General features: G+C 64.3%; 17 protein-coding genes. 6 read left to right on the plus strand and 11 right to left on the minus strand.

Annotation, left to right across the window (positions count from 1 at the left end):
- Positions 1–97: 97 nt before the first annotated feature.
- The 5 genes from PQ627_RS13715 to PQ627_RS13735 are packed head-to-tail and all read right to left on the minus strand — an operon-like array spanning position 98 to position 7,243.
- Positions 98–1,600, minus strand: coding sequence for an alpha-L-fucosidase (locus PQ627_RS13715; protein WP_274261861.1), 1,503 nt, complete (start codon positions 1,598–1,600; stop codon positions 98–100).
- On the minus strand, positions 1,597–3,564 hold the full coding sequence (locus tag PQ627_RS13720) for a DUF2264 domain-containing protein (RefSeq protein ID WP_274261863.1): 1,968 nt from the start codon (positions 3,562–3,564) through the stop codon (positions 1,597–1,599). The genes PQ627_RS13715 and PQ627_RS13720 overlap by 4 nt, the downstream gene beginning before the upstream one ends.
- 30 nt (positions 3,565–3,594) lie before the next feature.
- On the minus strand, positions 3,595–5,244 hold the full coding sequence (locus PQ627_RS13725; protein WP_274261865.1) for an extracellular solute-binding protein: 1,650 nt from the start codon (positions 5,242–5,244) through the stop codon (positions 3,595–3,597).
- A 30-nt stretch (positions 5,245–5,274) separates the two neighbouring features.
- Positions 5,275–6,216, minus strand: coding sequence for a carbohydrate ABC transporter permease (locus tag PQ627_RS13730; protein WP_274261867.1), 942 nt, complete (start codon positions 6,214–6,216; stop codon positions 5,275–5,277).
- Positions 6,200–7,243, minus strand: coding sequence for an ABC transporter permease (locus PQ627_RS13735; RefSeq protein ID WP_274261870.1), 1,044 nt, complete (start codon positions 7,241–7,243; stop codon positions 6,200–6,202). Before PQ627_RS13735 ends, PQ627_RS13730 begins: the two co-directional genes overlap by 17 nt.
- Positions 7,244–7,501: 258 nt before the next feature.
- Between PQ627_RS13735 and PQ627_RS13740 the strand changes: the two genes are divergently transcribed.
- The 3 genes from PQ627_RS13740 (at position 7,502) to PQ627_RS13750 (ending at position 12,152) form a co-directional block, all read left to right on the plus strand.
- A complete protein-coding gene (locus PQ627_RS13740; RefSeq protein ID WP_274261872.1) occupies positions 7,502–8,527 on the plus strand; it encodes a hydroxyacid dehydrogenase in 1,026 nt (341 codons plus the stop codon).
- The gene (locus PQ627_RS13745; protein ID WP_274261875.1) at positions 8,527–9,621 is read left to right on the plus strand and encodes a LacI family DNA-binding transcriptional regulator; all 1,095 of its coding nucleotides are present in this window, start codon (positions 8,527–8,529) and stop codon (positions 9,619–9,621) included. Before PQ627_RS13740 ends, PQ627_RS13745 begins: the two co-directional genes overlap by 1 nt.
- 125 nt (positions 9,622–9,746) lie before the next feature.
- Positions 9,747–12,152, plus strand: a complete 2,406-nt coding sequence (locus PQ627_RS13750) for a polysaccharide lyase 8 family protein (RefSeq protein ID WP_274261877.1) — start codon at positions 9,747–9,749, stop codon at positions 12,150–12,152.
- A gap of 185 nt (positions 12,153–12,337) precedes the next feature.
- Here the strand turns inward: PQ627_RS13750 and gabT are convergent, their stop codons facing one another.
- Complete coding sequence (gene gabT / locus PQ627_RS13755; protein ID WP_144659305.1) at positions 12,338–13,693, minus strand: 4-aminobutyrate--2-oxoglutarate transaminase; 1,356 nt, start codon at positions 13,691–13,693, stop codon at positions 12,338–12,340.
- Between the two features lie 47 nt (positions 13,694–13,740).
- Positions 13,741–15,171, minus strand: coding sequence for a gamma-aminobutyraldehyde dehydrogenase (locus PQ627_RS13760; RefSeq protein WP_144659304.1), 1,431 nt, complete (start codon positions 15,169–15,171; stop codon positions 13,741–13,743).
- 144 nt (positions 15,172–15,315) lie between these two features.
- Between PQ627_RS13760 and PQ627_RS13765 the strand changes: the two genes are divergently transcribed.
- The 3 genes from PQ627_RS13765 to PQ627_RS13775 all read left to right on the plus strand — a co-directional run bounded on the left by PQ627_RS13765 (position 15,316) and on the right by PQ627_RS13775 (position 18,851).
- Entirely contained in the window at positions 15,316–16,758 is a 1,443-nt protein-coding gene (locus PQ627_RS13765; protein WP_274261882.1) for a PucR family transcriptional regulator, read from the plus strand.
- A gap of 123 nt (positions 16,759–16,881) precedes the next feature.
- A complete protein-coding gene (locus PQ627_RS13770) occupies positions 16,882–18,168 on the plus strand; it encodes an MFS transporter (RefSeq protein ID WP_274261884.1) in 1,287 nt (428 codons plus the stop codon).
- The gene (locus tag PQ627_RS13775) at positions 18,165–18,851 is read left to right on the plus strand and encodes a FadR/GntR family transcriptional regulator (RefSeq protein ID WP_274261886.1); all 687 of its coding nucleotides are present in this window, start codon (positions 18,165–18,167) and stop codon (positions 18,849–18,851) included. Before PQ627_RS13770 ends, PQ627_RS13775 begins: the two co-directional genes overlap by 4 nt.
- Before the next feature lie 64 nt (positions 18,852–18,915).
- On the opposite strand, the gene PQ627_RS13780 is transcribed toward PQ627_RS13775, so the two are convergent.
- From PQ627_RS13780 to PQ627_RS13795, 4 genes are all read right to left on the minus strand, one after another.
- Positions 18,916–20,280, minus strand: coding sequence for an MBL fold metallo-hydrolase (locus tag PQ627_RS13780; protein ID WP_274261888.1), 1,365 nt, complete (start codon positions 20,278–20,280; stop codon positions 18,916–18,918).
- An 81-nt stretch (positions 20,281–20,361) separates the two neighbouring features.
- On the minus strand, positions 20,362–21,828 hold the full coding sequence (locus tag PQ627_RS13785) for an FAD-dependent oxidoreductase (RefSeq protein WP_274261890.1): 1,467 nt from the start codon (positions 21,826–21,828) through the stop codon (positions 20,362–20,364).
- Positions 21,829–21,848: 20 nt separating this feature from the next.
- Positions 21,849–23,120 carry a uroporphyrinogen-III C-methyltransferase gene (cobA, locus tag PQ627_RS13790; protein ID WP_274261892.1) on the minus strand — a complete coding sequence of 424 codons (1,272 nt, stop codon included), beginning with the start codon at positions 23,118–23,120 and terminating at the stop codon, positions 21,849–21,851.
- 103 nt (positions 23,121–23,223) lie between these two features.
- On the minus strand, positions 23,224–24,135 hold the full coding sequence (locus PQ627_RS13795) for a glutaminase (protein WP_274261894.1): 912 nt from the start codon (positions 24,133–24,135) through the stop codon (positions 23,224–23,226).
- Positions 24,136–24,267: the final 132 nt, after the last annotated feature.

Genomic DNA, 24,267 nt, shown 5'->3' on the forward strand with positions numbered 1-24,267 from the left:
TCGCCTGGTCCCATCGCGCGAAGTCGCGGGAACGCTCCCAAAACCCACGGAACTTTCCGGCGGATTCGCAGCCTTCCCACGATTTCGACGCCGGGCCCTAGTCGAGCACGTCCGGGTTTGGTTCCTTTTCGCGGCCGGAGGGGTCCAGGGCACGGGTTTCCAGGGCGAAAACCACCGGTCCAAAGGCTGCAAGTGACCCTGCGGCTGCTGACCCTGCAGCTGGCATCCCTGATCCTGAAGCAGTGTCCGCAGCCGGGCCGGCCGCAAGCTCCACCTCCACCACGGACTCGGCCAGCCTCTTGAACGGATATCCGCCGGAGCCCGCCGGAGCCACGGACCCCAGCACACTGCCTGAGCCCTCCTCCACGTCCTGCCCGGAGACGGGGCCTGAACCCAGCAATCGCAGCCCGGCCAGTTCCTGCCAGGCGGGCACCTCTACGCGCACCCTTCCCGACGCCGGAATCCGCGTCACAACTGCGTACACCTGTCCGGTGTCCCCATCCTGGGTGTAGTAGCCCCAACCGGGATATTTCCAGCCCTCTGCATAGCCGCACCCGTAAATGGCTTCCCCGTTCACGGCGAGCCACTCCCCCACCCGCGAGGCAATCTCCACCTCTTCCGGAGCCATGGAGCCGTCGCCGCGGGGCCCGAAGTTGAGCAGGAAGTTGCCGCCCAAGGACGTGCAGTGGGCCATCATGTCCACCAGGTCCCAGGGGTGTTTGAGCGTCGACTGCGCCCAGGGGCCTTGGTGGTATCCCCAACTGGCCTGCGGAATGGTCATGCAGGCTTCCCAGTCGCGGGAAGCCACAGCAACATCCCATGGGCCGGGCAACCTGCGCTCATAGCCACTCTCGTAGTCGCCCATCAACAGGCCATTGGAATCGACGTGCCGGGACCCGAAATCATCGGCTCTCAGGCGACTGTTGACCACCACGCCGGGAAGGCGCTCCTTCAGCATCCGCTCAACTTCCCAGGTCCACCACCCGTTGGCCTTCACGGATTCGTCCCAGGTGCCGTCGAACCAGAATCCCTTCACACCGGGGTAACGGTCCGCCAGTTCTTCCAACTGTTTCATCGCGAAGTCCAGGTAGCGGGCAAAAGCCGCCCGATCGCCGTCGTTCTCCACCGTGAAGCGCCAGTCCGGGTGCCGCCAGTCGAGCACTGAATAGTAGAAGTTGACGTCGATCCCGCGTGCTTCATAGGCGGCCACCAATTCACCCAGAACGTCCCGGCCCGACGGCGTATTTCCCATGTGGAAGTCCGTGTGGGCGCTCGGCCACAGGCAAAAGCCGTCGTGATGCTTGGTGGTGATGGTCATGTAGCGGGCACCGAGAGCCACGGCCGTGTCAGCCCACCGGTCGGCGTCGAAATCCGCCAGTGTGAAGTCGTTGGCGAGCGCCTCCCACCGTTGTTGGGGGATCTTCGCTACGCGCGGCAGGAACTCGGCCGCGAATTCGACGTCCTTCCCTTCCCACCTCCCGGCCAGCAGCGAGTAGAGGCCCCAGTGGATGAACTGACCCACCCGGTGGCTCCGGAACCGACGCATGGCAGCGTCGTCCCTCCGCCCTTGCCCGGACGCGCCGTATTTAAGGTCAATCACTTTCCCACCTGCCCGTCCCATGGAACGAAAGTACGCAGGTCGAACGACTGCGAAGCACCTGAAGCCCACGTGAGCGAGACTTCCGTACCGGAAACCACGACGGCGGCAGCCGCCTCGAGCGCTTCAGGCGCCGGAGCCGGGCCTCGGGTAAGCGTGTGCAGCGCGACGTGGACCGTTTCGACAACCGCGCGTTGGGCCGACAGGCTTGGCACTGCGGAGTGCTCACCCATGGCATTTGCACCCGCGTAGTGGCTGGTATCGCGCGCCTGCCAGCCGTGCAGGGCTGTCACAGCGGCAAAGACATCGCCATTGCTGACCCACGCAGTGTCCAGCGTGGTTCCCGCATGCACCCGGGACGCTCCCGCGACCGCATGCCCGCCTTCACGCACGGAAAACTCCGCCGGCCCGGTGACGAGATGGCAGCGAACCTCATGGATACCGTCCACCACGGACACCGTAGTGACCGCGGTTCCGGGCAGCGCTTTACCGTACAGCTGTGGGACGTGGACCGAGCCGCTGACCGGTCCCTGCGTGCGGGTGGCGCGCAGGGCGCAACGCCGGCTCGCCACGCCGTCAGAGCCCAACAACGCCAAGTGCCCGTCGATGTTTTCCTCCCAAGCCAAACCCGTTCCTGGCGCGGTGTGGGTGGAGTAGGAGAACTTGGCGTAGTGCGGATCATCGGGGTCCGTGCCGCCGTCAACAGGCAAGCCGCAATGATCGCTGCCGTGGTTGCTGAGCCGGACCAACCCGCCATCGCTGCTCACTGTCCATCCGACATCAGGCAAAGAACGTACGACGACGGGCCCATCCGTGGGTTGCGGATCCTCCACGTCCTGCCACACCCTGTGCTCCGGCGGGAGGGCCAAGCCCAGGAAGCCGATGCCGGCCAGATACGGGGATCCAAAACCGCTGTACGCCTGGCAGGATCCCAGGTGTTCGTCATACCAGCCCAGGGTCGGCGGCCCGTCCACACCGACGCCCTTCGCCGTAAAGTTCGCCAGCACACCGGACGCCAAGCGCCGGGTAGCCCCCGGCGTCAGCGGATTCACTCCCGAAATTTCCGCACACCACAAGGCTGCCAGGACTGCAGTGCGGTACGCCAAGGATCGCCCGAAGTGCAGCACGGCTCCATCACTGGCAAACATGAGGCTCTGGGTGCCCACGAACTCCCGCAGCCGCTCCAGATGACGCTGCCCCTCAGGAGTGCCCTCCCTGCCGGTCATCGTGTACCAAGCCCACAAATAGGGGTGGATTGCCCACGCATTGTAGTAATCGATGGCGTGCTCCGGCCCGTCCGTATACCAGCCATCACCCAGATACCAGGACTCCACCCGGGCCACATTCCGCGCCCCCGTGCAGCCGGAGACGTCCTCGCCCACCGATCGCAGGAAGCCCTCGGCCATTGCCGGAAAAAGCTGCCAATTGTTCCCCCACACCTCAAGCCGGGCGTGGTGCCGCAGCCAGTCGGCCACCTGCTTCTTCTCCCCCTCGGCCAGGGGCTCCCACAGCCACTCCCTGGCAACGTGCAACGAGAACGCGATGTTCGCGGCCTCCACGATCGAGTTGGTCACCCCCAGCAACGGGGACTTGCAGGTGACACCCAAGGGCCAACGTTCGGAACCTTCAGGGTCGGTGCCGGCCAGCAGCGCTTCCCGGTACCACGCAGCCAACCCCAACCGATCCTGTCCACGGGCCCCGGCAATGCGGGGCGCCGCCATCAGCAGGCTCCGGCCTATGGTTTCCATGCCTTCCCGGCGCTCACCGTCGCGTGTTACCCGGCCCGGGAGTCTCGGACTTGCTTTGAGGGGGCTGGAATAAGTCCGGATATGTTCCAACCAATGGTCGGCCGTGGCTTCCCAGTGGCTGCGGGTCCAGCCGGTGAACGGGGAAAGAGCGGTCTGTGGTTCGGGAAGCCAGGGTTGGGTCACCGGTAGGGGCTGGTTTACCTGGAGGGGCTGAGTCACGGTGTTGGATCCTTGGGGTTGTTCCGCTGCTTACTTGGCCAGGGCTGATTCGTATTCGCCGCGGATGGTGTCGCCGCCGTTCTTCTTCCAGTCCGCCACGGCACTCTTGAGCGCGTCCATGGTCCCGCGTCCAGCGATGACAGCCGTGGCAGCGTCCGAAACGGGCTGGCCCAGCTTCGCACCCTTGCTGGCGTTGGTCGGGCTGAACAAGGTGCCGCACGGGTCCTCGACCCCGAGCGGAATGAGCTTGGAATAGGCGTTGTGCATGACATCCACGATGTCCTTGTTGCTGGGGTCGTACACCACTTGCTGGGGTGCCGCGAGGTACTTCCACGGCACGGCGTTATCCAGCAAGGCCCGCTCGGTCACCACGGGGTTGCCGTTGGCATCAAGGGTGTAGTCCGCCCCTTCTGCCCCGTAGTTGAGCAGCAAGTATTCTTCGCTGCCAAATGGTGCCGCGAGGAAATCGGCTACGGCCAGAACTTCCTTGAGCTTGGCTTCGTCCGCCTTTTTCAGCATCACGGTGCCGAAGGTAATGTTGTCCAGCCAGGTCTGGGCCTTGCCGCCGTCGTGGCCCACGGGGATGAACGGGACGGCCTTGTTGGCCTTGTTCGCCGCAGGGACGCTGCGCCCATAGCCCGTCGGCCCAATGTAGGCGGGCAGTCCGTCATAGATCATGGCCACCTTGCCGGAGATGAACGAGTTCACCATTTGGGACTTGGTCCACCCTTCAGAGCCCGGGACATACATCCCGTCCTTGTAGAGCTTGGCTGCGAATTCGATCGCGGCCATGTATTCGTCGGTCTCGAACGCCCGGGTGAGTTTGCCGCCGTCGTTCTTCCAGACGTTCGGCGTGCGGAACATGTGGTGGAGCATCGTGAGACCGAACTTGGTGCTGCCCAGCGCCCACTGGTTCTTGGCAGGATTGGTCAGTTCCTTGGCCACCCTGTAGAAATCGTCCTTGTCCTTGATGTCCTCGGTGGATTTGACCCCGACATTCTCCAGCAGGGTCTGGTTGACGAATCCGGAGCCGCCAGTGAGGTTGCGCGGGATGGGCAGGGAGTACAGCTTGCCGGCCTGTACTGTCTGCTTCCAGAAAACCTCCGGGATGGCGGCGAGGTTGGGATAGTCCTTGACCTTCTCGCCACCAAGCAGCGGCGTCAGGTCCGCGCATTTGGCCTGCAGGAATTCCACGATGTTGGGCACTGCGGCACCGTCGTTCAACATGAGGTCCGGCAGCTCGCCCCCGGCAATGATCGTGTTGAACTTGGTGGCGTAGTCGTCCGAGGAGACAGAGGTGATCTCCACCTGTCCGCCCAAGCGGGCTTCAATGGCCTGCCAGGCGGGATTGTCTGCACGGGCGTTGGGTGCAGTGCCAAACAGGTTGGTAATGGCCGTGATCTTGCCACCGCTCAGGGGTGCTTTCTCCACGCTCCGGAACGGCGTCGGGTACTTGTAAAAGGCAGCCGGGACGCCTTCAGCCGTGCCTGCGATGTCTGCAGCGGCCGCTTTGAGCGGCATATGCGTGGGAAGCAAAGCCTCGCTGGCGTTGGAGGCGACGTTGGTGGTGCGCTGCCCGCAACCGGCCAAGGCCCCGCCGCTGAACAGTGCAAGGGCGCCGATGCCCGCCACGGAAAGGAAGCTCCGGCGGCTGGGGCCGGGAGTCGGGACTGCGTTCATGGGATTCCCTTTCAAGAGTAGAGAGTTTGCTTAGCCTTTGATGGCGCCGGTGAGGACGCCCTTGGTGAAGTACCGCTGGAGGAACGGGAAGACGATCACGATCGGGATCAGCGAAATCACGACGACGGCCATCTGGATCGCCTGGGACGGCACCGCGATCTCGGCTACTGCGGAGTCGCCCATGGGTTGGCCGAGCAACACGTACTGGCGCAGGATCATGGACAGCGGCCATTTGTCGTCGTTCAGGTAGAGCATGGCGTTGAAGAAGGCGTTCCAGTAGCCCACCGCGTAAAAAAGCCCGACGACGGCCAGCACGCCTCGTGACAACGGCAACACCATCTGGACCAGGATCCGGAAGTCGCCGGCGCCGTCGATCTTGGCGGCTTCGAACAGTTCGTTGGGCAGGTTCATGAAGAAGGACCGGACCACCACCAGGTTGAAGGCGCTCATCAGCGTGGGCAGGACCAAGGCTGCGTAATTGTCCAGCAGCCCCAGTTCCTTGACCATGAGGAAGCTGGGAATGATCCCGGGGCTGAAAAGCATGGTGAACAGAGCGGTCATGAGGAAGAAGCGGCCGCCCACAAGGTCACGACGGGTAAGGCCGTACGCCATGGCCACCGTGACCACCAGGGACAGGGCAGTTCCAATCGTGGTGATCAGCAAGGAGCGGACCAGGGCATCGGTCACTACCCCACCGGCGAAGATCGTTTGGTAGGCGGCGAAGGTGGGTTCCTTGGGAAACAAGACCAGACCGTTGTTGTTGGCGATCTCGCTTTGACTGGAAAGACTCGTCGCCAGTACGGCCAGCAACGGGTACAGCGCCAGGAAGCAGATCACCACCAGGGCGATGGCTTTGGATACCTGGACCACCGGCTTGGGCTTTTCCATCCAGACAGGACGGGTGTCCTTTTTCACCGAACGGCTCCCACGACGGCCCATGCCTGCCACCAGCGTGCTACTTGGATTTGCCATTGGAATAGACACCTTCCTGTCCGAAGAGATGGGCCAGTTTGTTCGCGCCGAGCACCAGGATCAGCCCAACGATTCCCTTGACGAGCCCCACCGCGGCCGCCGGACCCCACTGGCCGTCCTGGATGCCGTGGAAGTAGACGTAGGTGTCCAGCACCTCGCCGGCGCCGGGGCCCACATTGTCGCGTTGCAGGACGATCTGTTCGAAGCCCACTGAGAGGATGCTGCCGAGGTTGAGGATGAGCAGCAGGATGATCACCGGCATGATGCCCGGGATGGTGATGTGCCATAGCCGGTGCCGGACGTTCGCCCCGTCCACGGCCGCGGCCTCGTAGAGCTCCTGGTCTACGTTCATCAGCGCGGCAAGGAAGATGATGGTCCCCCAGCCCGCGTCCTTCCAGATGGATTGGATGGTCACCAGGAAGGGAAAGAACTCGGGCGTGGTCATGGCGTCGAAGCGCGGGAGTCCCAGGTTTTCCAGAAGGTGTGGGACGGCGCCCGTGGCACCGAGAACCTCCGAGAAGACGGCCACAATGATCACCCAGCCGATGAAGTGGGGCAGATACACCACACTCTGCACGAACTTCCGGATCTTGTTGGACACGATGCTGTTCAGCAGCAGGGCCAGGCAGATGGGAACCGGGAAGAACAGGGCCAGCTGGAGCCCGGTGATCACCAGGGTGTTCCGGAGGGCTTCCCAAAAGGCGCCGTCCTGGAACATGGCCGCGAAGTTGTCCAGCCCCACCCACACGCTGTCCACGAAACCGAGGTAGGGCTTGTAGTCGAGGAACGCGATGATGTTGCCGGCGAGCGGGATGTAGTGGAACACCACGAAGTACAGGAAGCCCGGTGCGATCAGCAGCAACATCACTTTGTCGCGTCGGATGCGTGCCATCAGGGTTCTCTTGCGGCTCGGTCCCGCGTCGGGTCCCGCAGGAGGGCGGTTACGACGGCGGCCTTCCGCCGCCGTCGCCGGCCCGCCGACGTCGTGCGCCGCCTGGGGCGTCAGTGTTTGGCTGTTGCTGCTCATGTATTTCCTCTGTCTGCGCCAGTGGACGGCGGATGTGGAGTGGCCCGGCGCTGTAGAGCAACCATCGGCTGAAATAGTAAGCGTTTACTATGGGAGACAAGCTACCTATAGAAATAATGTGATGTCAACAACACCTCTTTTCCTCTGACTGGCTAGGGAAGGTGGGATTGACAGTCTTTCAGTACCACCCCTACGCTGACTCAAAATAGCAAGCGCTTTCTATGAATTTTCCCTACCACCGATGGACGGAAACCCGCAGTGACCACCAATCTCCAGCACGCAGGCCCCATGAAGGCTGCTTTCGTGATGGGCAGGAACAATCTGTCCGCCCTGTTCAGCACCGAGGACCTTGCCCGGCTGCGCGGGATGGTCACGCTGCTCGGTTCCGAACCCGTTGCCAATTTCTCCGAGCCGGGTGCCTTCGGGTTGCTCGAAGATGCCGAGCTCCTCATAACTGGTTGGGGCGCTCCCGTCATCGACGGCTGGGTCCTGGACCGGTTGCCGCGGCTGCGCACCATCGTCCACGCGGCCGGAACGGTCAAGACGTTCCTGTCCCCGGAGGTCCATGAGCGCGGAATACAAGTGTCGTCCTCGGCTGCGGCCAATGCGGTGCCGGTGGCCGAGTTCACGTTTGCGGCAATCATCATGGGCCTCAAAAGAGCCCGTCGATTCAGCGAACAGCTGCGCACCACCGGTGCATCCCGCAACTCCGCCGGATTCCCCGCCATCGGAACCAACGGCGTAACCATCGGGTTGGTTGGCGCCTCACGCGTGGGACGCCTGGTCATCGGTCTCCTGAAGAACCTCGACGCACGGGTCCTGGTCTACGACCCCTACCTTGACGCCGTCGAGGCTGCTGCGCTGGGTGTCGAATCCGTCGGCCTGGCCCAGCTCTGCATGCTGTCCGACGTCGTCAGCGTCCATGCGCCGGACATTGCCGAAACGCGTGGCATCATCGGGGCGAAGGAGCTCGGCCTGATGAAGGACGGCACCTTGGTCATCAACACCGCCCGGGGCGTCTTGATCGACGCAGCCGCGCTGACCCGGGAACTCGTTTCGGGGCGGCTCGATGCCTATCTCGACGTCACCGATCCCGAGCCCCTCCCCGCCGGCTCAGTGCTGCACACCCTGCCCAATGTGGTCCTGACACCGCACATCGCAGGAGCCTTGGGAAACGAAATCCACCGTCTGGGCAGCCAAGCGGTCATGGAAGTTCGCCGATTGACCGAGGGCTTGCCCTTGGCTTATCCGGTTTTGGCCGCGGATCTTGCAAGAATCGCCTAGTGACCGAGAAAAACTCCCCCACAGATTCCGCCCTAGCCCGCAGCGGCAGCGGCGCCACGATTGCCGACGTCGCGCAGGCGGCGGGGGTGTCAGTAGCTACAGTTTCCAGGGCCCTGAGCGGCAACTATCCCGTGGCAAAAGCCACGCGGGAACGGATTCTTCGTTCCGTTACGGACCTGGGTTACGTGGCCAACGCCCATGCACGTGCTCTGGCCGGCGCCACCACCCGGACAGTGGGAATCATCATCAACGACGTCGCTGATCCCTTCTTCGCCTACATCGCCCGCGGCGTGGAACGGCAGGCGAGTGCCGAGGGACGGTTGTGCCTGATCACCGCTACCCACGGCGACAAAGAGCGTGAGCTTGCCCTGGTGGACCTCATGCGGGAGCAGCGCACCGACGCCGTCATCGTGGTGGGTGGGGCATCCGACGACCCGCGGTACCGGAAGCAGATGGCCGACCGTGCGCGTGCGCTTGCAGCGGCGGGATCTTCACTGGTCCTGTGCGGCAGGCCGTCCCTGGGAACGGGAGTGCCCACCAAGATGGTCACCTACGACAACGAAGGAGGCGCCTTCGCGATCACCGACTACCTCATCTCCCAGGGCCACCGCAGGATCCTCTACGTGGGCGGCCCCCGTGATTTTTCCACCACCGCGTCCCGGCTGGCAGGGTTCTACCGGGCCTTGGACGCCCGCGGCATCGAGCGGGACCCGGCGCTGGTGCACGAGGGCGCGTTCGGCCGTGGTTTCGGGTACAGCAGGATGCGGGAATTGCTGGACCAGAATTTGGACTTCACCGCCGTTTTCGGAGCGAACGACCTCGTGGCCGCCGGCATCCTGGAAGCACTCGAGGAACGCGGAATCAAGGTTCCACAAGACATTTCCGTGGTGGGCTACGACGACGTTCCCGTCGCCAGCGAGCTGCGTCCGCGCCTGACCACCGTTCGCGTTCCGCTCGAAGAACTGGGGCGCGAGGCCGTCCGTTTGGCTCTGGCCCAGTCACCGCACGACGCCGGCGCCTCCTCTGACAACACCCTCACCGTTGGTACGCACATCGTCATCCGGGACTCGGTTTCGCCTCTCAACAAGTTCTGAGCACTTCTGTTCATTTCCGTTGATGGGCCAGGGAACCGGAAATAGGGTTGCGGAAACTTCCGCCGCCATATCCCCACGCCACAACAGTTTTGAACGGAGCAGTTTTGAACGTCATTGGATCGCCCATGAGCCGCAGGACCCTTTTCCGCACAGCAGGTGCCGCAGCCCTCGCAGGGGCGCTTCTCGCACAGGCGGGGCCCTCTTTTGCAGCGGATGGCCTGCCCGAGCTCATTGCACGACGACGGCAAGTGCTCACCGGCGGCCGCAGCGCAGCTGACATTCCGGAACTTGCCGGACAACTCGATGGCATGGGCGCCACCACGGAAAAGTGGTGGTCATCCATGGACAAAGCGCCAGTGCGGACCTCCCTCTGGAGCGACCTCCCGCTGACGGGCATCGGACAGTCCGCCACCGCGACCAGCAACCTGGGCCTGCACTTCAATCGCCTCTATGACATGGCATTGGGCTACGCCGTGGCCGGAACCCCGTACGCGGGGAATCCCCAACTGGCCGCCGACATTGTTGCTGGCTTGAAGCTCCTCAACGACACTGCCTACAAACCCGGGATGCGCGCAGCGGGCAACTGGTGGTTCTGGGAAATCGGTGTGCCCCGCAAGACAGTGGACATCCTGACCCTGATGCATGCCGAAGTACCGGAAGCCCTCCGGTCATCCCTGCTCGCGGCGGTCCGCTGGTTCGCCCCAAACCCGAATTGGCGCGGCCGTGCTACATCACTGGCCGAAACCGGAGCCAACCGCGTGGACAAATCACTGGCCTGCTGCATGCGCGGAATCCTGGACAACAACACGGATGAGATCACTCTTGGCCGGGACGCCCTCAGCGACACCGTCCGGGGCGGCACCAACAGTGTTTTCACCTACGTCACCAGCGGCGACGGCTTCTATACGGATGGCTCGTTCGTTCAGCACAGCTACCTGCCCTATGCCGGGACTTACGGTGTGGTGGCGCTGGCGGGGATCGCCGAAATCATCGCCATGCTCGGTGGAAGCACATGGGCCATCAACGATCCCAGGCAGTCAGTGCTCTTGGACGCCGTGGAGAACACGTACGCCCCGTTCGTCTGGGACGGCAGGATCATGGATACCGTTCGCGGGCGGGCTGTCTCGCGGCAACGTGAACCCGACTACGTCAGCGGCTTCGGCTTGATCTCGGCTGTGCTCCTGTTGGCTCCCGGATGCGAGGAGCCCTACCGTTCCCGGTTCCTGGCGTTGGCGAAGGGGTGGCTGGAACGCTGTGCCGACCAGAAGCTCGTGGGCCACCCCACACAGAGCCTGGCCAAGTCCCTGCTGTCCTTGGCTGTTCTCTCCAATGCGTCCGTGACAGCTTCTCCGGCCCCGGTGTACAGCCGAATGTTCGCTGACCAGGACCGCCTGGTGCACCACCGACCACAGTGGGGCTGCACAGTGAACCTCTCCTCCAAACGCATTGGCCGCTACGAATGGGGCAACAGCGAAAACAACCTCGGCTGGTACCAGGGCGACGGCATGACCTTCGTGTACACCCGTCAGGACCCCTCACAGTTCAGTGCGGACTTCTGGCCCACAGTGGACCCCTATGCCCTTCCCGGAACCACCGTCAATGACGAGGCCCGTGCCAGCGGAGCGGGCGGAGCCGGCACCGGGATCCCCCGCGCCTACCAGGCCTTCGCCGGAGGGCTGACTGTCGATGGCCGCTGGGGTGTGGTCGGCATGGACCACCTCAACCACAACAAGACGCTTTCCGGGCGGAAATCGTGGTTCTTCCTTGACGATGCCGTGGTGTGCCTTGGATCAGCCATCACCGGCACGGGCGGCGCCGCCGTGCAGACCACCATCGAGAACAGGTCCTTCGCCGTGGGTTCCGTGCCTTCGTTACGGACCGATTCCCGCAACCGCAGCATGGCCCCGGGCGATGCTCCCATCGCGCTTAAGCGTTCCCTTCATATCGAGGGGCACGGAGGTTACGTCTTCCTGGACTCCCCGGGTGTTTCGGGCACACCCGAGGTTGCCGTGGTGCGCCGGACCGGCAGCTGGTACGACATCAACTCCGGGGCGGACACCGGCGGGAGCGCAGATCCCGTGACCCGGGACTTTGTCACAGTGACCCATCGCCACGGCCACGATCCGGCCGGCTCAGGTTATGCGTACATGGTGCTGCCCGCTGCAACGCACGATGCCACGTTCTCGCAGTCGGCCAATCCTTCAGTGAAGGTGCTGGCCAACTCGGCGGTTGCCCAAGTACTGGGCGTGGATAAGGACGCCCTGGTGTTTGCCAACTTCTTCGCACCAGGCAGCGCGGCGGGCTTCACGGTCTCCGGTCCGTGCACCCTTGCCACCCATCAGAGCAACGGGAAGCTCACGGTATCCGTGGCCGATCCCTCGCGCACTCAAAGCAGCCTCCGGATCACGGTTCCCGGCACCTGGACCACGATGATCAGTGCCGACGAAGGCGCAACCCTGATCGGCGGCAACACCGTCGAAGTCCAGCTCGACGGACACGGCCACCAGAAGAACCTGACGCTCGGGACCTAGGCGGGCACCGCCGTCGAGCACTCACTGGAACCCACGCCCCCAACTCGACGTCGAGTTCGCGGGAACGCTGCGAGATCGCGCGCAAAGCTCCCGCGAACTGGGCGCGTTCCCGCGAACTCGCGGCGGCGTGCCAGGGCAAAAAAGGCGGGCCGGGGAAATTCCCCCGGCCCGCTCTTGCGTGAAACTTACGCGTTGGCCTTGATGGCCTTTGCCAGGACCTCGAGGCCGTCGATCAGCAGTTCGTCGCTGATGACCAGCGGCGGGAGCAGGCGGATGACGTTGCCGTAGGTGCCACAGGTCAGGATGATGACACCTTCCTGGAGGCAGGCGGCTGCAACGGCCTTGGTGAGCTCGGCGTTCGGTTCCTTCGAGCCGGCCTGGACCAGTTCGATGGCGAGCATGGCGCCACGGCCACGGACGTCGCCAACGACCGAAACTTCAGAGGCCAGTTCGCGGAGCTTGCCCAGGGCGAGTTCTTCAATGTGGCGTGCGCGGCCGTTGAGGTCGTGCTGCTCCATGGTGTCGATCGCTGCCAGTGCTGCTGCACAGGCAACCGGGTTGCCACCGTAGGTGCCGCCGAGGCCGCCCGGGTGAACGGCGTCGAGCAGGTCGGCGCGGCCGGTAATAGCGGACAGCGGCATGCCGCCGGCGATGCCCTTGGCCATGGTGATGATGTCCGGGACAACACCTTCGTGATCGACGGCGAACCACTCACCGGTGCGGCAGAAGCCTGACTGGACCTCGTCGGCGATGAAGACGATGCCCTTCTCCTTGGCCCACGCGGACAGTGCCGGCAGGAAGCCCTCGGCCGGAACGATGAAGCCACCTTCACCCTGGATGGGTTCGATGATGATCGCGGCAACCTGGTCGCCACCGATCTGCTTCTCGATGGCGGTGATGGCGCGCTTGGCTGCCTCGGCACCGGTGATTTCCGGGTTCTCTTCGCGGAACGGGTAGCTCATGGGCATGCGGTAGACCTCGGGCGCGAACGGGCCGAAGTTGGTCTTGTACGGCATGGCTTTGGCGGTGAGTGCCATGGTCAGGTTGGTGCGGCCGTGGTAGGCGTGGTCGAAAGCTACGACGGCGTCGCGGCCGGTGGCCAGGCGGGCAACCTTGATGGCGTTCTCCACGGCTTCGGCGCCGGAGTTGAACAGCACGGTGCGCTTGGCGTGGTCGCCCGGGGTGAGGCGGTTGAGCTGCTCGGCAACTGCAACGTAGCCCTCGTACGGGGTCACCATGAAGCAGGTGTGGGTGAAGTGCGCGGCAGCTTCCTGCACGGCGGCGACGACGGCGGGATCGGACGCGCCGACGCTGGTCACGGCGATGCCGGAGCCGAGGTCGATGAAGGAGTTGCCGTCGACGTCGCGGATGATGCCGCCGTCGGCGTCTTCTACGTAGACGGGAACGCCCGAGGCGACGCCGGCAGCAACGACGGCGGAGCGGCGCTCAGCCAGTGCCTGCGACTTGGGGCCGGGGAAGGCGCCGTTGATGTTGCGCTTCTGCTCGATGCGGTACGAGAGTTCGTTCGCGGTGGTGGTCATGAGGGGTTTGCCTTTCTAAAAAACGGGGAAATTCTTATGCGACAGCGCTATGCATCCAGTGCAGACATCACGTGCTTGATGCGCGTGTAGTCCTCGACGCCGTACATGGAGAGGTCCTTGCCGTAGCCGGACTGCTTGAAGCCGCCGTGCGGCATCTCTGCCGTGAGGAGGATGTGGGTGTTGATCCAGACGGCACCGAAGTCCAGGTCGCGGCTCATGCGCATGGCCGTGCCGTGGTCGGTGGTCCACACGCTGGACGCCAAGGCGTATTCGACGTCGTTGGCCAGCTCGAGCGCTTCTTCTTCAGTGCTGAACTTCTGGACGGTGATGACCGGGCCGAAGGTTTCTTTCTGCACGATGTCATCGGTCTGCTTGGCACCGGTGATGATGGTGGGCTCGAAGAAGAAGCCCTTCTCGCCCGCGCGGTGTCCGCCGGTGACGATCTTGCAGTTCGCCGGGAGACTCTCCACTACTGAGGTCACTGCGTTGAAGTGGTTGATGTTGTTCAGCGGGCCGAAGTAGTTGTCTTCATCATTCTGCGAACCGGTCTGCAGGGTCTTGGTGTGCTCCACCATGGCTGCCACGACGTCGTCGTGCACCGAATCCTCGATGAGCACCCGGGTGATGGCGGTGCAGTCCTGTCCGGCGTTGAAGAAGGCGAACTCGGCAATGGCGGCGGCGCTCTTCTTGATGTCGGCGTCCTTGAACACGATCGCGGGAGCCTTGCCGCCAAGTTCCAGGTGGGCACGCTTGAGGCCCTTGGCTGCGCCGCTTGCAACAGCGATGCCGGCTCGGACGGAACCGGTGATGGACACCAGGCCGGGGACCTTGTGGTCAACCATCATGGCGCCGGTCTCGCCGGTACCCAGGACAACGTTGAGCACACCGGCGGGGAAGATTTCTCCGGCCAGGCGGGCCAGGACCAAGGTGGATTCGGGGGTGGTGTCCGAGGGCTTGAGGACAACGGTGTTGCCTGCGGCCAGGGCGGGACCGATCTTCCAGATGGCCATGAGGAACGGGTAGTTCCACGGGGCAACCTGGGCTACGACGCCGATGGGTTCGCGGCGCACGTAGGAGGTGTGGCCTTCGAAGTACTCGCCTGCGGACTTGCCTTCGAGCAGGCGTGCGGCGCCGGCGAAGAAGCGGAGCTGGTCTGCACCGGCAGCGACTTCCTCGGAGGCGATGAGGGAACGGACCTGGCCCGTGTTGCGGTGCTGTGCCTCAACTAGTTCGTCGCTGTGGGCCTCGACGGCGTCGGCGAGCTTGAGGAGCATGAGCTGGCGCTGGCCCGGGGTGGCTTTCTTCCACGACTTGAAGGCCTCACTGGCTGCGGACATGGCTGCGTCCACATCGGCCTGCACCGAAATGGGAGACTTGGCAACGATTTCCCCGGTGGCGGGGTTCACGATGTCCAGCAGACCCGTGCCTGCCGGCGTGACGAATTCGCCATTGATGAAGTTCTGCAAGGTTTGAACCACGGTGTGCAACCCTCTTTCGGTGTCTGGGCATGGGTTTTAGCTGATCAGAGCCTATGCCAGGGAGGTGGTCCAAGGAATAGTCAGCTGCACACACAAGGCCGCCGCGCTTAGTGCGCTTGACCAGCACCGGGTTACGCTTTAACCATGGCCCTGTCCCTTGCTTCGCTCGTCGCTGTCCCGTCCCTGAAACTCCGGCAGGCCGGCCTTGCCGAGACCACCTGGAACCAGGACATCAGCTGGGTCGCAGTGACCGAGCTCGAGGACCCGCAGCGCTTCCTCAGCGGCGGCGAACTGGTGTTGACCACGGGCCTGCGGCTCAAGAGCGCGGCCGACCAGCGGCGCTTTGTCCGCCAGGTCCAGCGGGCCGGCGCGGTGGGGATTGGCTTCGGCATAGGCCTCACGCACGATTCCGTCCCCGAAGCGCTCATCGCGGAGGCGAACCGGTGGGGGCTTCCCTTGGTGGAAGTCCCGTACGAGATCCCCTTCATCGCCATCGGAAAGCTCGTGGCAGAGTCCCACTCCGCCGACCATTATTCCAACCTGGAACGCCTCCTGGCCGGCCACCAGATCCTGGCCCGCGCACTCCTCACAGGCGGTGGCCTGGCCGAGCTCCTCAAACAGCTCGGCAGCATGCTGCGCACGGACGTCGTTCTCACGCAGTTCAGCGCCCAGCTCTATAACAGCGTTCCCGGGAAACCGGCCCCAAATGCTGACGGCTGGGCCTCCTATCCGATTCCCACCGGCCGCAGGGACGCCTGCACGCTCTGGCTCCGCCAACCGTTCATTGACTCGGGAATCGTCAGCTATGCGCAGAACCTCATCAGCGTCGAGCTCAACAACATGGTCAAGCAGCGGCAGGCCCAGCGCGCCATGGCGGGGCAGGTGCTGGACGACGTCATCCACGGCACGCTGGAAACCATCGAGGCGGCCCGGCGTTTGGCAGGGGTCGGCATCAACAGCACCCGGAAGAACGTGGTGCTGGTTGCTGAATCCACGGCACACCACAAGCAACTGGTCAGCATCTCGCTGCCCCAGGCGCTGGAAGGTGGCGTGAGCGCCGTCGTCGGGAAGGATCTGGTCACCGTCATCAGCGACGACGGCAGCTCGGCCACCGCCCTTGCCAAGAGCCTGAGCGACCACCTCCAGGAGGCCGGCATCCATGCCGTGATCGGCATCGGCGGCGCCTACACCAAGCCGAACGGCCTGCGCTGGAGCTACTTCGAAGCGCGCGACGCCGTGGCGCACGGCTTGCCGGTTAACGAGCCTGAGCGACTCAGCCTGACTTCCTTGCTGCTCGCGAGCGAGGACGTGCCCTTGGCGGACATGGCGAGCGAGTCGCTTACTCCCCTGCGCAAGTTCGACGCCGCCCATGGAGCCGAACTCGTTGCCACTTTGGAGAGCTACCTGAACCACAACGGCTCCGTGGCGGCCGTGGCCGAGGCCTTGACGCTGCACAGGAACACGGTGCGCTACCGGCTGGCCCAGATCACCGAGCTCACCGGCTACGACCCCTCCCAAACCCAGGACCGCGTGCAACTGTGGCTGGCGTTGGCGGTCCAGCGCCTGGGGTCGCGCAACCCGCGGTAAAAGCGCACGACGGCGGCACGCGGCTGGGCGTCTCACTCGCCAGGGAGCGGCGGACCATGGGCTGACCGGAGAGATTCGCCACAGAAGTGTAGACATTAGACGTCAAACGTCTAACCTTTAAATATGGCTACGACGACTCCACTCACGACGACAGGAAACATCCCTACGATCTCCCCCGCCGGTGCTGCCCCGAGCGCAGCGAACACCGGCGCCAAGGCCCCCAAGTCCCGTGTCGTCGTCGTGGTTGGCGTCATCGCCGTCGTCCTCATTGGCCTGAACCTGCGCGCCGGGATCACCAGCGCGGCCGCCCTGTTCCATGAGCTGCAGCAGTTCCTCGGTTATGGCGCCCTGGTGGCCTCGATCCTGCCGTCCATTCCCCTGCTGTGCTTCGCGGTTGCCGGTCTTGGGACTTCCTGGCTGACGCGCCGGGTGGGCGTCGAGAAGGCCATCTTCATCGCGCTGGCACTCCTGGCAGCCGGCCTCTTGGTCCGCGGTGTTCCCGCGACCGGCGCACTCCTGGGCGGCACCGTCCTGGCCATGTCCGGGTTGGCGGTGTGCAACGTCGCCATGCCATCGCTCATCCGCGAGCACTACTCGGACCGCACCTCCATGATGACCGGCGTCTACACCTTCACGATGTCCGGCGGCGCCACGTTCGCCGCGGCCGTCAGCGTGCCTCTCGCGCAGCAGCTCGGCTCGCCGTCCATGGGCCTGGCTGCGTGGGGCCTTCTGGGCGTCGCTGCCCTGCTCGGCTTCCTCCCGGTTGTCCTCCACAGCCACCGCAACTCGGCCAAGACCGACCGTCCCCGGGTTTCCATGTGGCCGCTCCTGAAGACCCGTCTGGGCCTCCTGATCACCGCGATCTTCACGTTCCAGGCCTTCCTGGCCTATGCCGTCATGAGCTGGTTCGCCTACATCCTTACCTCCCAGGGGCTCAGCGCTTCCGAAAGCGGCCTGCAGTTCGGCGTGATGCAGTTGGTCTCGGTCGCGGCGGGCATGATCCTGCTGACGATCGGCTCCCGCCCCGGCATGCTGCGGCCCGCTTTGTACCTGGCCAGCAGCTCCACGCTAGTGGCCATCGGCACCATGCTCTGGTTGCCGACATCCTTGGCCGTGGTTCCTGCCATTCTGTTCGGCTTCGGTCTGGGCATCTTCCCGTTGGTCCTGGTGATCATCAGCCGCAGCGGAGGATCGACGGCGGAAACCACCGCGCTCTCCACCATCGCCCAATCGCTGGGATACTTGATTGCGGCAATCGGTCCCTTTGGCATGGGACTGCTCCACAGCGCCACCGGTGGCTGGGTGTTGCCGTTGAGCCTGTTGTCCATTGTGGCCGTGGCGCTCATGGTCACCTGCCACCTGCTCACCAGCAAGCGGACAGCATCGAAGACCCAACCGAGGACGGCATGACCCTGACCCCTTCGCATCGCCCGGTCCTGGCCGAGGAGATCACCGCCAAGCTGCGGGACATGATCAAGACCGGTGAGTGGCCGCTGCAGGAACGTATCCCTGCGGAGCCTGAGCTCATGGCCACCTTGGGTGTTTCGCGCGGAACGCTGCGGGAAGCCATCAAGGCCCTGGCCCACTCCGGGATGTTGGAAGTACGCCGCGGCGACGGCACCTATGTCCGGGCCAACAGCGAGATCTCCGGCGCAGCCCAGCGGATGTACAAGGAGCACACGCAGGAACACATCGTCGAGGTACGGCTTGGGCTCGATACCCAGGCCGCCCGGCTGGCAACCAAGCACGCCACAGCTGAGGACATCGCCGAGATGCGCCGCCTTCTGGCACTGCGCCACGATGCCTGGCTCGCCCAGGACTACCCCACCTGGGCCACTGCGGACTGGGAATTCCACGAACGCGTGGCTTTGGCCTCCGGCAACCCCCTGTTGCACCAGCTCTACGTATCCTTTGGGGGCGTCTTCCACAACGATCTCCTCCGCCAGCAGCGCACGGACGGCTTCAACGGCATCCCGCGCGAAGGCCACGACGAACTCGTTGATGCCTTGGAGGCCCACGATCCCCAAGCTGCGGTCTCCAGTGTCTACCGGAACCTGGACTTCTGCGCGGACAAGACGCCGCTGCAGTTCTAAGAAGGACGTTGCGTGCCCGCTATTCCGTTGTTGCCCAACAACGGAACAGCGGGCTTTCGACGTCCTAGGGAGTCAATCCAATTCCCGCAGCGGCAGCATCCTTGAACCGGGCATCGATGAGCACCACGTCGTGCCCCGCACGGTCCAACAAACTCGCGGCAACGCTGGCCCTGTATCCCGTGGCGCAATGCACCCAGATCCTGCTTTCGGGCAGTTCGGTCATCCGGCCAAGGAGTTCATATACGGGCACATTGACGGCATCCTGCACATGTGAAGCCTCGAACTCATCAGGCCTTCGGACATCCAGCACCACGTCATCCTGAGCGCGTTCCTTCAACAGCAGCCTCCAGTCGCCGTGCGGGTAGGAGGACCGCGACGCCCCGGGCGCCAACGTTTCGGGTGAGTGCCCGACGGCGGCATCCGGACTTTCGATGCCGATCCTCGCCAGGTCGAGGATCGCCTTTTCCACGTCATCGTGTGATCCGAGGAGCGTGAGTGGCTGGTTCCAAGGGATCACCCAGCCAAGATAGCTGGTGAAGTTGGAACCATTCCCGTACTCAAAGGCCACGCTGCCCTGCAGATGGTCCTCCGCGAAAGCTACCCGATGCCGGAGGTCCACCACCCACTCTCCCGCGTGCAGCCGGCGCGCCAGTTCGGCGGGCTCCACGGATTCCGGAACATCCAGGCTCACCGGCGCCGGACCTGCCGCGTTCAGCGGGCTCATGTGGGCGTAGTACGCGGGGTAGGCGGTGATGTTCTTCAGCAATTCCGCCACAAAGTGCTCTTCGCTCGGGTCGGTGAGGGCGTGGTTGGTCTCAGCCTGCTCGGCCAACGTGGACGAATCCTGGTGGCTCGCCGGCCCGATGGAACAAAACGATCCGAAGCCGTGCGTCGGGTAGAGCGCGGCTTCCGGGGTTGCAGCGGCAACGAGTTTCCGCACTGAGGAGTACTGGGCGTGGGCCAACGTTTCTGTGTCGCCCGGAGCGACCAGGTCCGTCCGTCCAACCGAGCCGTACAGCAAGCTGCCGCCGGAAAACACGGCCTCCGTGCCGCCGTCGTCCGCTGCGTCGCGCACCACGTACGCCAGGTGGTTGTGGGTATGTCCGGGAGTTGCGACCACCCGCACGGACAGGCGTCCCACTGAAAACACATCCCCGTCCGCCACCGGGACCCGTGCAAACGAGACGTGGTCCGCAGCGTTGACCACATACGAGGCACCGTGTTTCTGCGCGAGAGCCAGGCCGCCGGTGACGTAGTCGTTGTGGAGGTGGGTCTCAGCCACGTGGCTTATCCGGACACCTGCGGCAGCGGCCGACGCTTCGACGCGGTCGATGTCGCGCTGGGGGTCGATCACCAACGCCACGGAGCCGTCGTGGACCAGGTAGCTGCGGTCCCCCAGCTGGGGAGTCTCGATGACGACGACGTCCATACCCCCACCTTAAAACAACGCGGGGTCACTTATGGCCCATCCGGAGGCTCCGGACCGGCCATAAGTGACCCCGCGTTGGTCTTAGACCTGGGCGGATACACCGTCGCGGGAGATGTTCACCATGTCCTCGCGCGGTACAACCTTGATGCGCTCACGGGTCACCTCAACGCCGTGCGAACCGCCGGCTTCGGTAGCCGCTGCGCCGAGGGCGAGCTCGTGGGCGTCCAGTGCCAGCCAGCCTTCCCAGCTGGTGAACTTCACACCACGGGAATCGAGCAGATCCACGACGGCGTCTGCCGCAGGAACCTCGGCGACCGGCAGGTTTTCGCGGTCCTCCAGCAGGTACGTGACGGTTTCCAGGGCATCGCCCTTGGTGTGGCCGATGAGGCCGACGGGCCCACGCTTGATCCAGCCCGTGGCGTAGAGGCCGGGGACGTGCTGGCCGTCGGCATCCAGGACGCGGCCGCCGTCGTTGGTCACGACGCCCTTCTTGTGGTCGAACTCGACGTCCGGCAGGGCCGAACCGAAGTAACCGATGGCGCGGTACACGGCCTGGACCGGGTAGTCGATGAACTCGCCGGTGCCGCGGGCGTTGCCCGTGCCGTCCAGTTCGGTGCGCTCGAACTTGATGCCGGCAACCTTGCCCGGAGTCTCTGCGGAGTCCACGATTTCCACGGGGCTGTGCAGGAAGTGCAGGTGCAGGCGGCGGGAAGCCGTGAGCTCGGAGAGGTCCTCGGGCTGCTCGGCGATCCAGTTGGTGAGCGTGCCAACCATGGTCTTGGTCTGGTTGTTGGTCTGCACCTGGCGGTCGGACTCTTCGTCGAACTCGAAGTCCTCGGCGTAGAGGATGATGTCGACGTCCTTGGAGTGCGAGAGTTCGCGGAGCTCCAGCGGGGTGAACTTGACCTGTGCCGGGCCGCGGCGGCCAAAGACGTGCACGTCGGTGACCGGGGAGTTCTTCAGGCCGGCGTAGACGTTGTCCGGGATTTCGGTGACCAGGAGGTCATCGGCGTGCTTGGACAGGACGCGGGCGACGTCGAGCGCCACGTTGCCGTTGCCGAGCACCGCGATTTCCTTGGCGTCCAGCGGCCATTCGCGGGGAACGTCCGGGTGGCCGTCGTACCAGGAGACGAAGTCGGCGCCGCCGAAGGAACCCTCAAGCTCGATGCCGGGGATGTTCAGGTCGGCGTCCTTGATGGCGCCGGTAGCGAAGATCACGGCGTCATAGTGCTTGCGGAGGTCCTCGATGGAGATGTCCGTGCCGTAGTCCACGTTACCGAAGAAGCGGATGTCGCCGCGGTCCAGGACCTTGTGCAGGGCGTTCACGATGCCCTTGATGCGGGGGTGGTCCGGGGCAACGCCGTAACGGATCAGGCCGTACGGCGCCGGGTAGCGGTCAAAGAGGTCGATGCTGACATTGAGTTCGCCGCTCTTGACGGCTTCGGTCTTGGTCAGGATGTCTGCAGCGTACACGCCAGCCGGGCCGGAGCCGATGACGGCGACGCGGAGCGGACGGTCCGCAGAACCTACGGGGGTGCTAATTGACACGGCTGTGTTCCTTCTTCGTTTCAGTTGATGCGGACGCGGGGACGGTTGGGGGTAATGGTGCTGTAGTCAGCGGTCTTGAATTGCTCCGGCGCAAAGGGGCTCACACGGACAACATCGCCGATCACAATAACCGCCGGATTGGCCACACCGACGGCTTCCGCTTGGTCCGCGATGCTTCCCAAGGTGCCGATGGTTACGCGCTGATCCGGCAAATACCCGTTCTCTACGATACCTACTGGAGTATCCAAAGGCAGACCCGAGCCTGCCAATGCAGCCGCGGAATCACGCAATTGGGCCACGCCCATGAGCAACACCACAGTGTGATCGGGCCGTGCCGGGACTTCGGACAGCTCCTCATGGCCGGTGACCACACTGAAGCCCTTGGCCAAGCCACGGTGGGTCACCGGGATGCCGGCGGCAGCGGGAACCGAGATCGCCGACGTCACGCCGGAGACCACTTCAACCTCGACGCCGTTCTGCCGGCAGAATTCTGCTTCCTCGCCGCCGCGGCCCAGGACATAGGGGTCGCCGCCTTTGAGGCGGACCACCCGGTTGCCCTTGAGAGCTTCCTCCACGAGGATGCGGTTGATCTCCAGCTGGGGGACGGGGTGGTGGCCCGGGGTCTTGCCGACCTCGATCACGCGGACGTCGGGAGCCAGCTCTTTGAGCAGCTCACGCGGACCAAGACGGTCAGCAACCACGACGTCGGCCTGGCCCAGCAAGCGACGGCCGCGGACTGTGATGAGTCCCGAGTCGCCGGGACCACCGCCCACCAAAGCAACGGAACCAATGGAACGCGTGCTGTCCGCCTTCCGGTGCCGGCGCAGCGGCAGATCACCGGACTCCAGGGCAGTAGCAACAGCGTTCCGCAAGGCCATGGCGCGGCGCGGGTCTCCTCCGGCGTTGATGGCGATTTTTACGTCATCGACCACGGCGACAGCGGGAGTCCAGGCGGCTGAGGCCTCGTGGTCGGAAGCATTGACGCACCAGATGCGCTGCGCCTCGGCGTCGGCAGCTACCTGGGTGTCCACAGCGGAAGTGCCGGTAGCGGTCTGAACGAACCAGACGCCGTCGAGGTCCGACGTGCGGTACTCCCGGGGCTCCCAGCTGAGGAGCCCGGACGCCGCCTGCGAACGAAGTATTTCGGTGGCAACGGGAGCGACCACGGTGACCTTTGCACCGGCGTCGAGCAGTCCCTTGGCGCGACGCTGCGCGACGGGTCCGCCGCCCACAACCAGCACCGGGCGGCCGAGCAGCCTCAGCGCAGTGGGGTAAATGTCCTGTATTGCCATGAAAAAACTGTAGGGCGGCGCCGTAATATGCTTCAAAGGACCAGACACAACCAGTAACGCTGGGTAATCCAGCGTCACAAAAGGTTTTACGACAATGAGCTGGTTAGAAGACCGACCAGCCCGTGCGTGTGGTGAATTCGTCCAACGCGGCGACGCCCGCCACGGAGTTTCCGGACCGTCCCAGCCCCGGGCTCCACACGCTGATGGCGCACTTGTTCGGGACCACGGCCACGATCCCGCCGCCCACGCCGCTCTTGCCCGGCAGGCCCACCCGGTACGCGAACTCCCCGGCGGCGTCGTAGGTTCCGCAGGTGAGCATCACCGCGTTGATCCTCTTTGTCTGCGCCGGTGACAACAGGAGGCTTCCATCGGCTCCCAAGCCGTTGGAGGCCAGGAACCGGGTAGCGAGCGCCAAGTCCTCGCACGTCATGGCCAAGGCGCATTGCTTGGCATAGGAATTCAGGACATCCTCCACGGGGTTCTCCAGGTTGCCGCAGCTGGCCAGGAAGTGCGCCAAGGAGGCATTGCGGTGGCTGTTGTCCAACTCCGATGAGGCCACCCGGTGGTCGGTATCGATGCTCGTGTTGCTGCTTTCCTGCCGCATCAAATCCCGGACAGCGTGCGCGGCATTGCCCGTCAGGCTCAGGAGCCTGTCCGTCACCACGATCGCGCCGGCGTTGATGAAGGGGTTCCGGGGAATCCCGTCCTCGCTCTCCAGCTGGACCAATGAATTGAAGGGGTTGCCCGAGGGCTCGCGGAAGACACGCTTCCAGATGTGGTCCCCGTCGGAAGCCAGCACCAAGGCGAGGGCGAACACTTTGGAGATGCTTTGGACGGAAAACTCGACGTGGGCGTCACCTGCTGAGAACAACTCACCGTCCTTGGTGACCAGGGATATCCCGAACTGATACGGATCCACAGCCCCGAGCTGGGGGATGTAGTCGGCCACATTTCCTTGGCCCACGTGCGGTTCGACTGCTCCAACGATGTCTTCGAGGAGATTCTGAATGTCCATTGTTACCTTTACTGGCTTCGTCAGCCCCCTCCTCATTGAAGGGGCTTACACGTGCACCCGCTGCGTTCCCACGGTGTTCCCGCGGTGTTCCCGCAACGAGGCACAGCCAATAAGAGTACCGGCGTTTCAGGA

Source organism: Paenarthrobacter sp. AB444, assembly GCF_028736865.1.
Taxonomy (GTDB): Bacteria; Actinomycetota; Actinomycetes; order Actinomycetales; family Micrococcaceae; genus Arthrobacter; species Arthrobacter nicotinovorans_B.

Bases quoted from the DNA above. Each gene is read 5' to 3' on its own strand.
- PQ627_RS13725 (WP_274261865.1), bottom strand. From the start codon at position 5,244: ATGAACGCAGTCCCGACTCCCGGCCCCAGCCGCCGGAGCTTCCTTTCC.
- PQ627_RS13730 (WP_274261867.1), bottom strand. From the start codon at position 6,216: ATGGCAAATCCAAGTAGCACGCTGGTGGCAGGCATGGGCCGTCGTGGG.
- PQ627_RS13735 (WP_274261870.1), bottom strand. From the start codon at position 7,243: ATGAGCAGCAACAGCCAAACACTGACGCCCCAGGCGGCGCACGACGTC.
- PQ627_RS13750 (WP_274261877.1), top strand. From the start codon at position 9,747: ATGAGCCGCAGGACCCTTTTCCGCACAGCAGGTGCCGCAGCCCTCGCA.
- gabT (WP_144659305.1), bottom strand. From the start codon at position 13,693: ATGACCACCACCGCGAACGAACTCTCGTACCGCATCGAGCAGAAGCGC.
- PQ627_RS13765 (WP_274261882.1), top strand. From the start codon at position 15,316: ATGGCCCTGTCCCTTGCTTCGCTCGTCGCTGTCCCGTCCCTGAAACTC.
- PQ627_RS13770 (WP_274261884.1), top strand. From the start codon at position 16,882: ATGGCTACGACGACTCCACTCACGACGACAGGAAACATCCCTACGATC.
- PQ627_RS13775 (WP_274261886.1), top strand. From the start codon at position 18,165: ATGACCCTGACCCCTTCGCATCGCCCGGTCCTGGCCGAGGAGATCACC.
- PQ627_RS13780 (WP_274261888.1), bottom strand. From the start codon at position 20,280: ATGGACGTCGTCGTCATCGAGACTCCCCAGCTGGGGGACCGCAGCTAC.
- cobA (WP_274261892.1), bottom strand. From the start codon at position 23,120: ATGGCAATACAGGACATTTACCCCACTGCGCTGAGGCTGCTCGGCCGC.
- PQ627_RS13795 (WP_274261894.1), bottom strand. From the start codon at position 24,135: ATGGACATTCAGAATCTCCTCGAAGACATCGTTGGAGCAGTCGAACCG.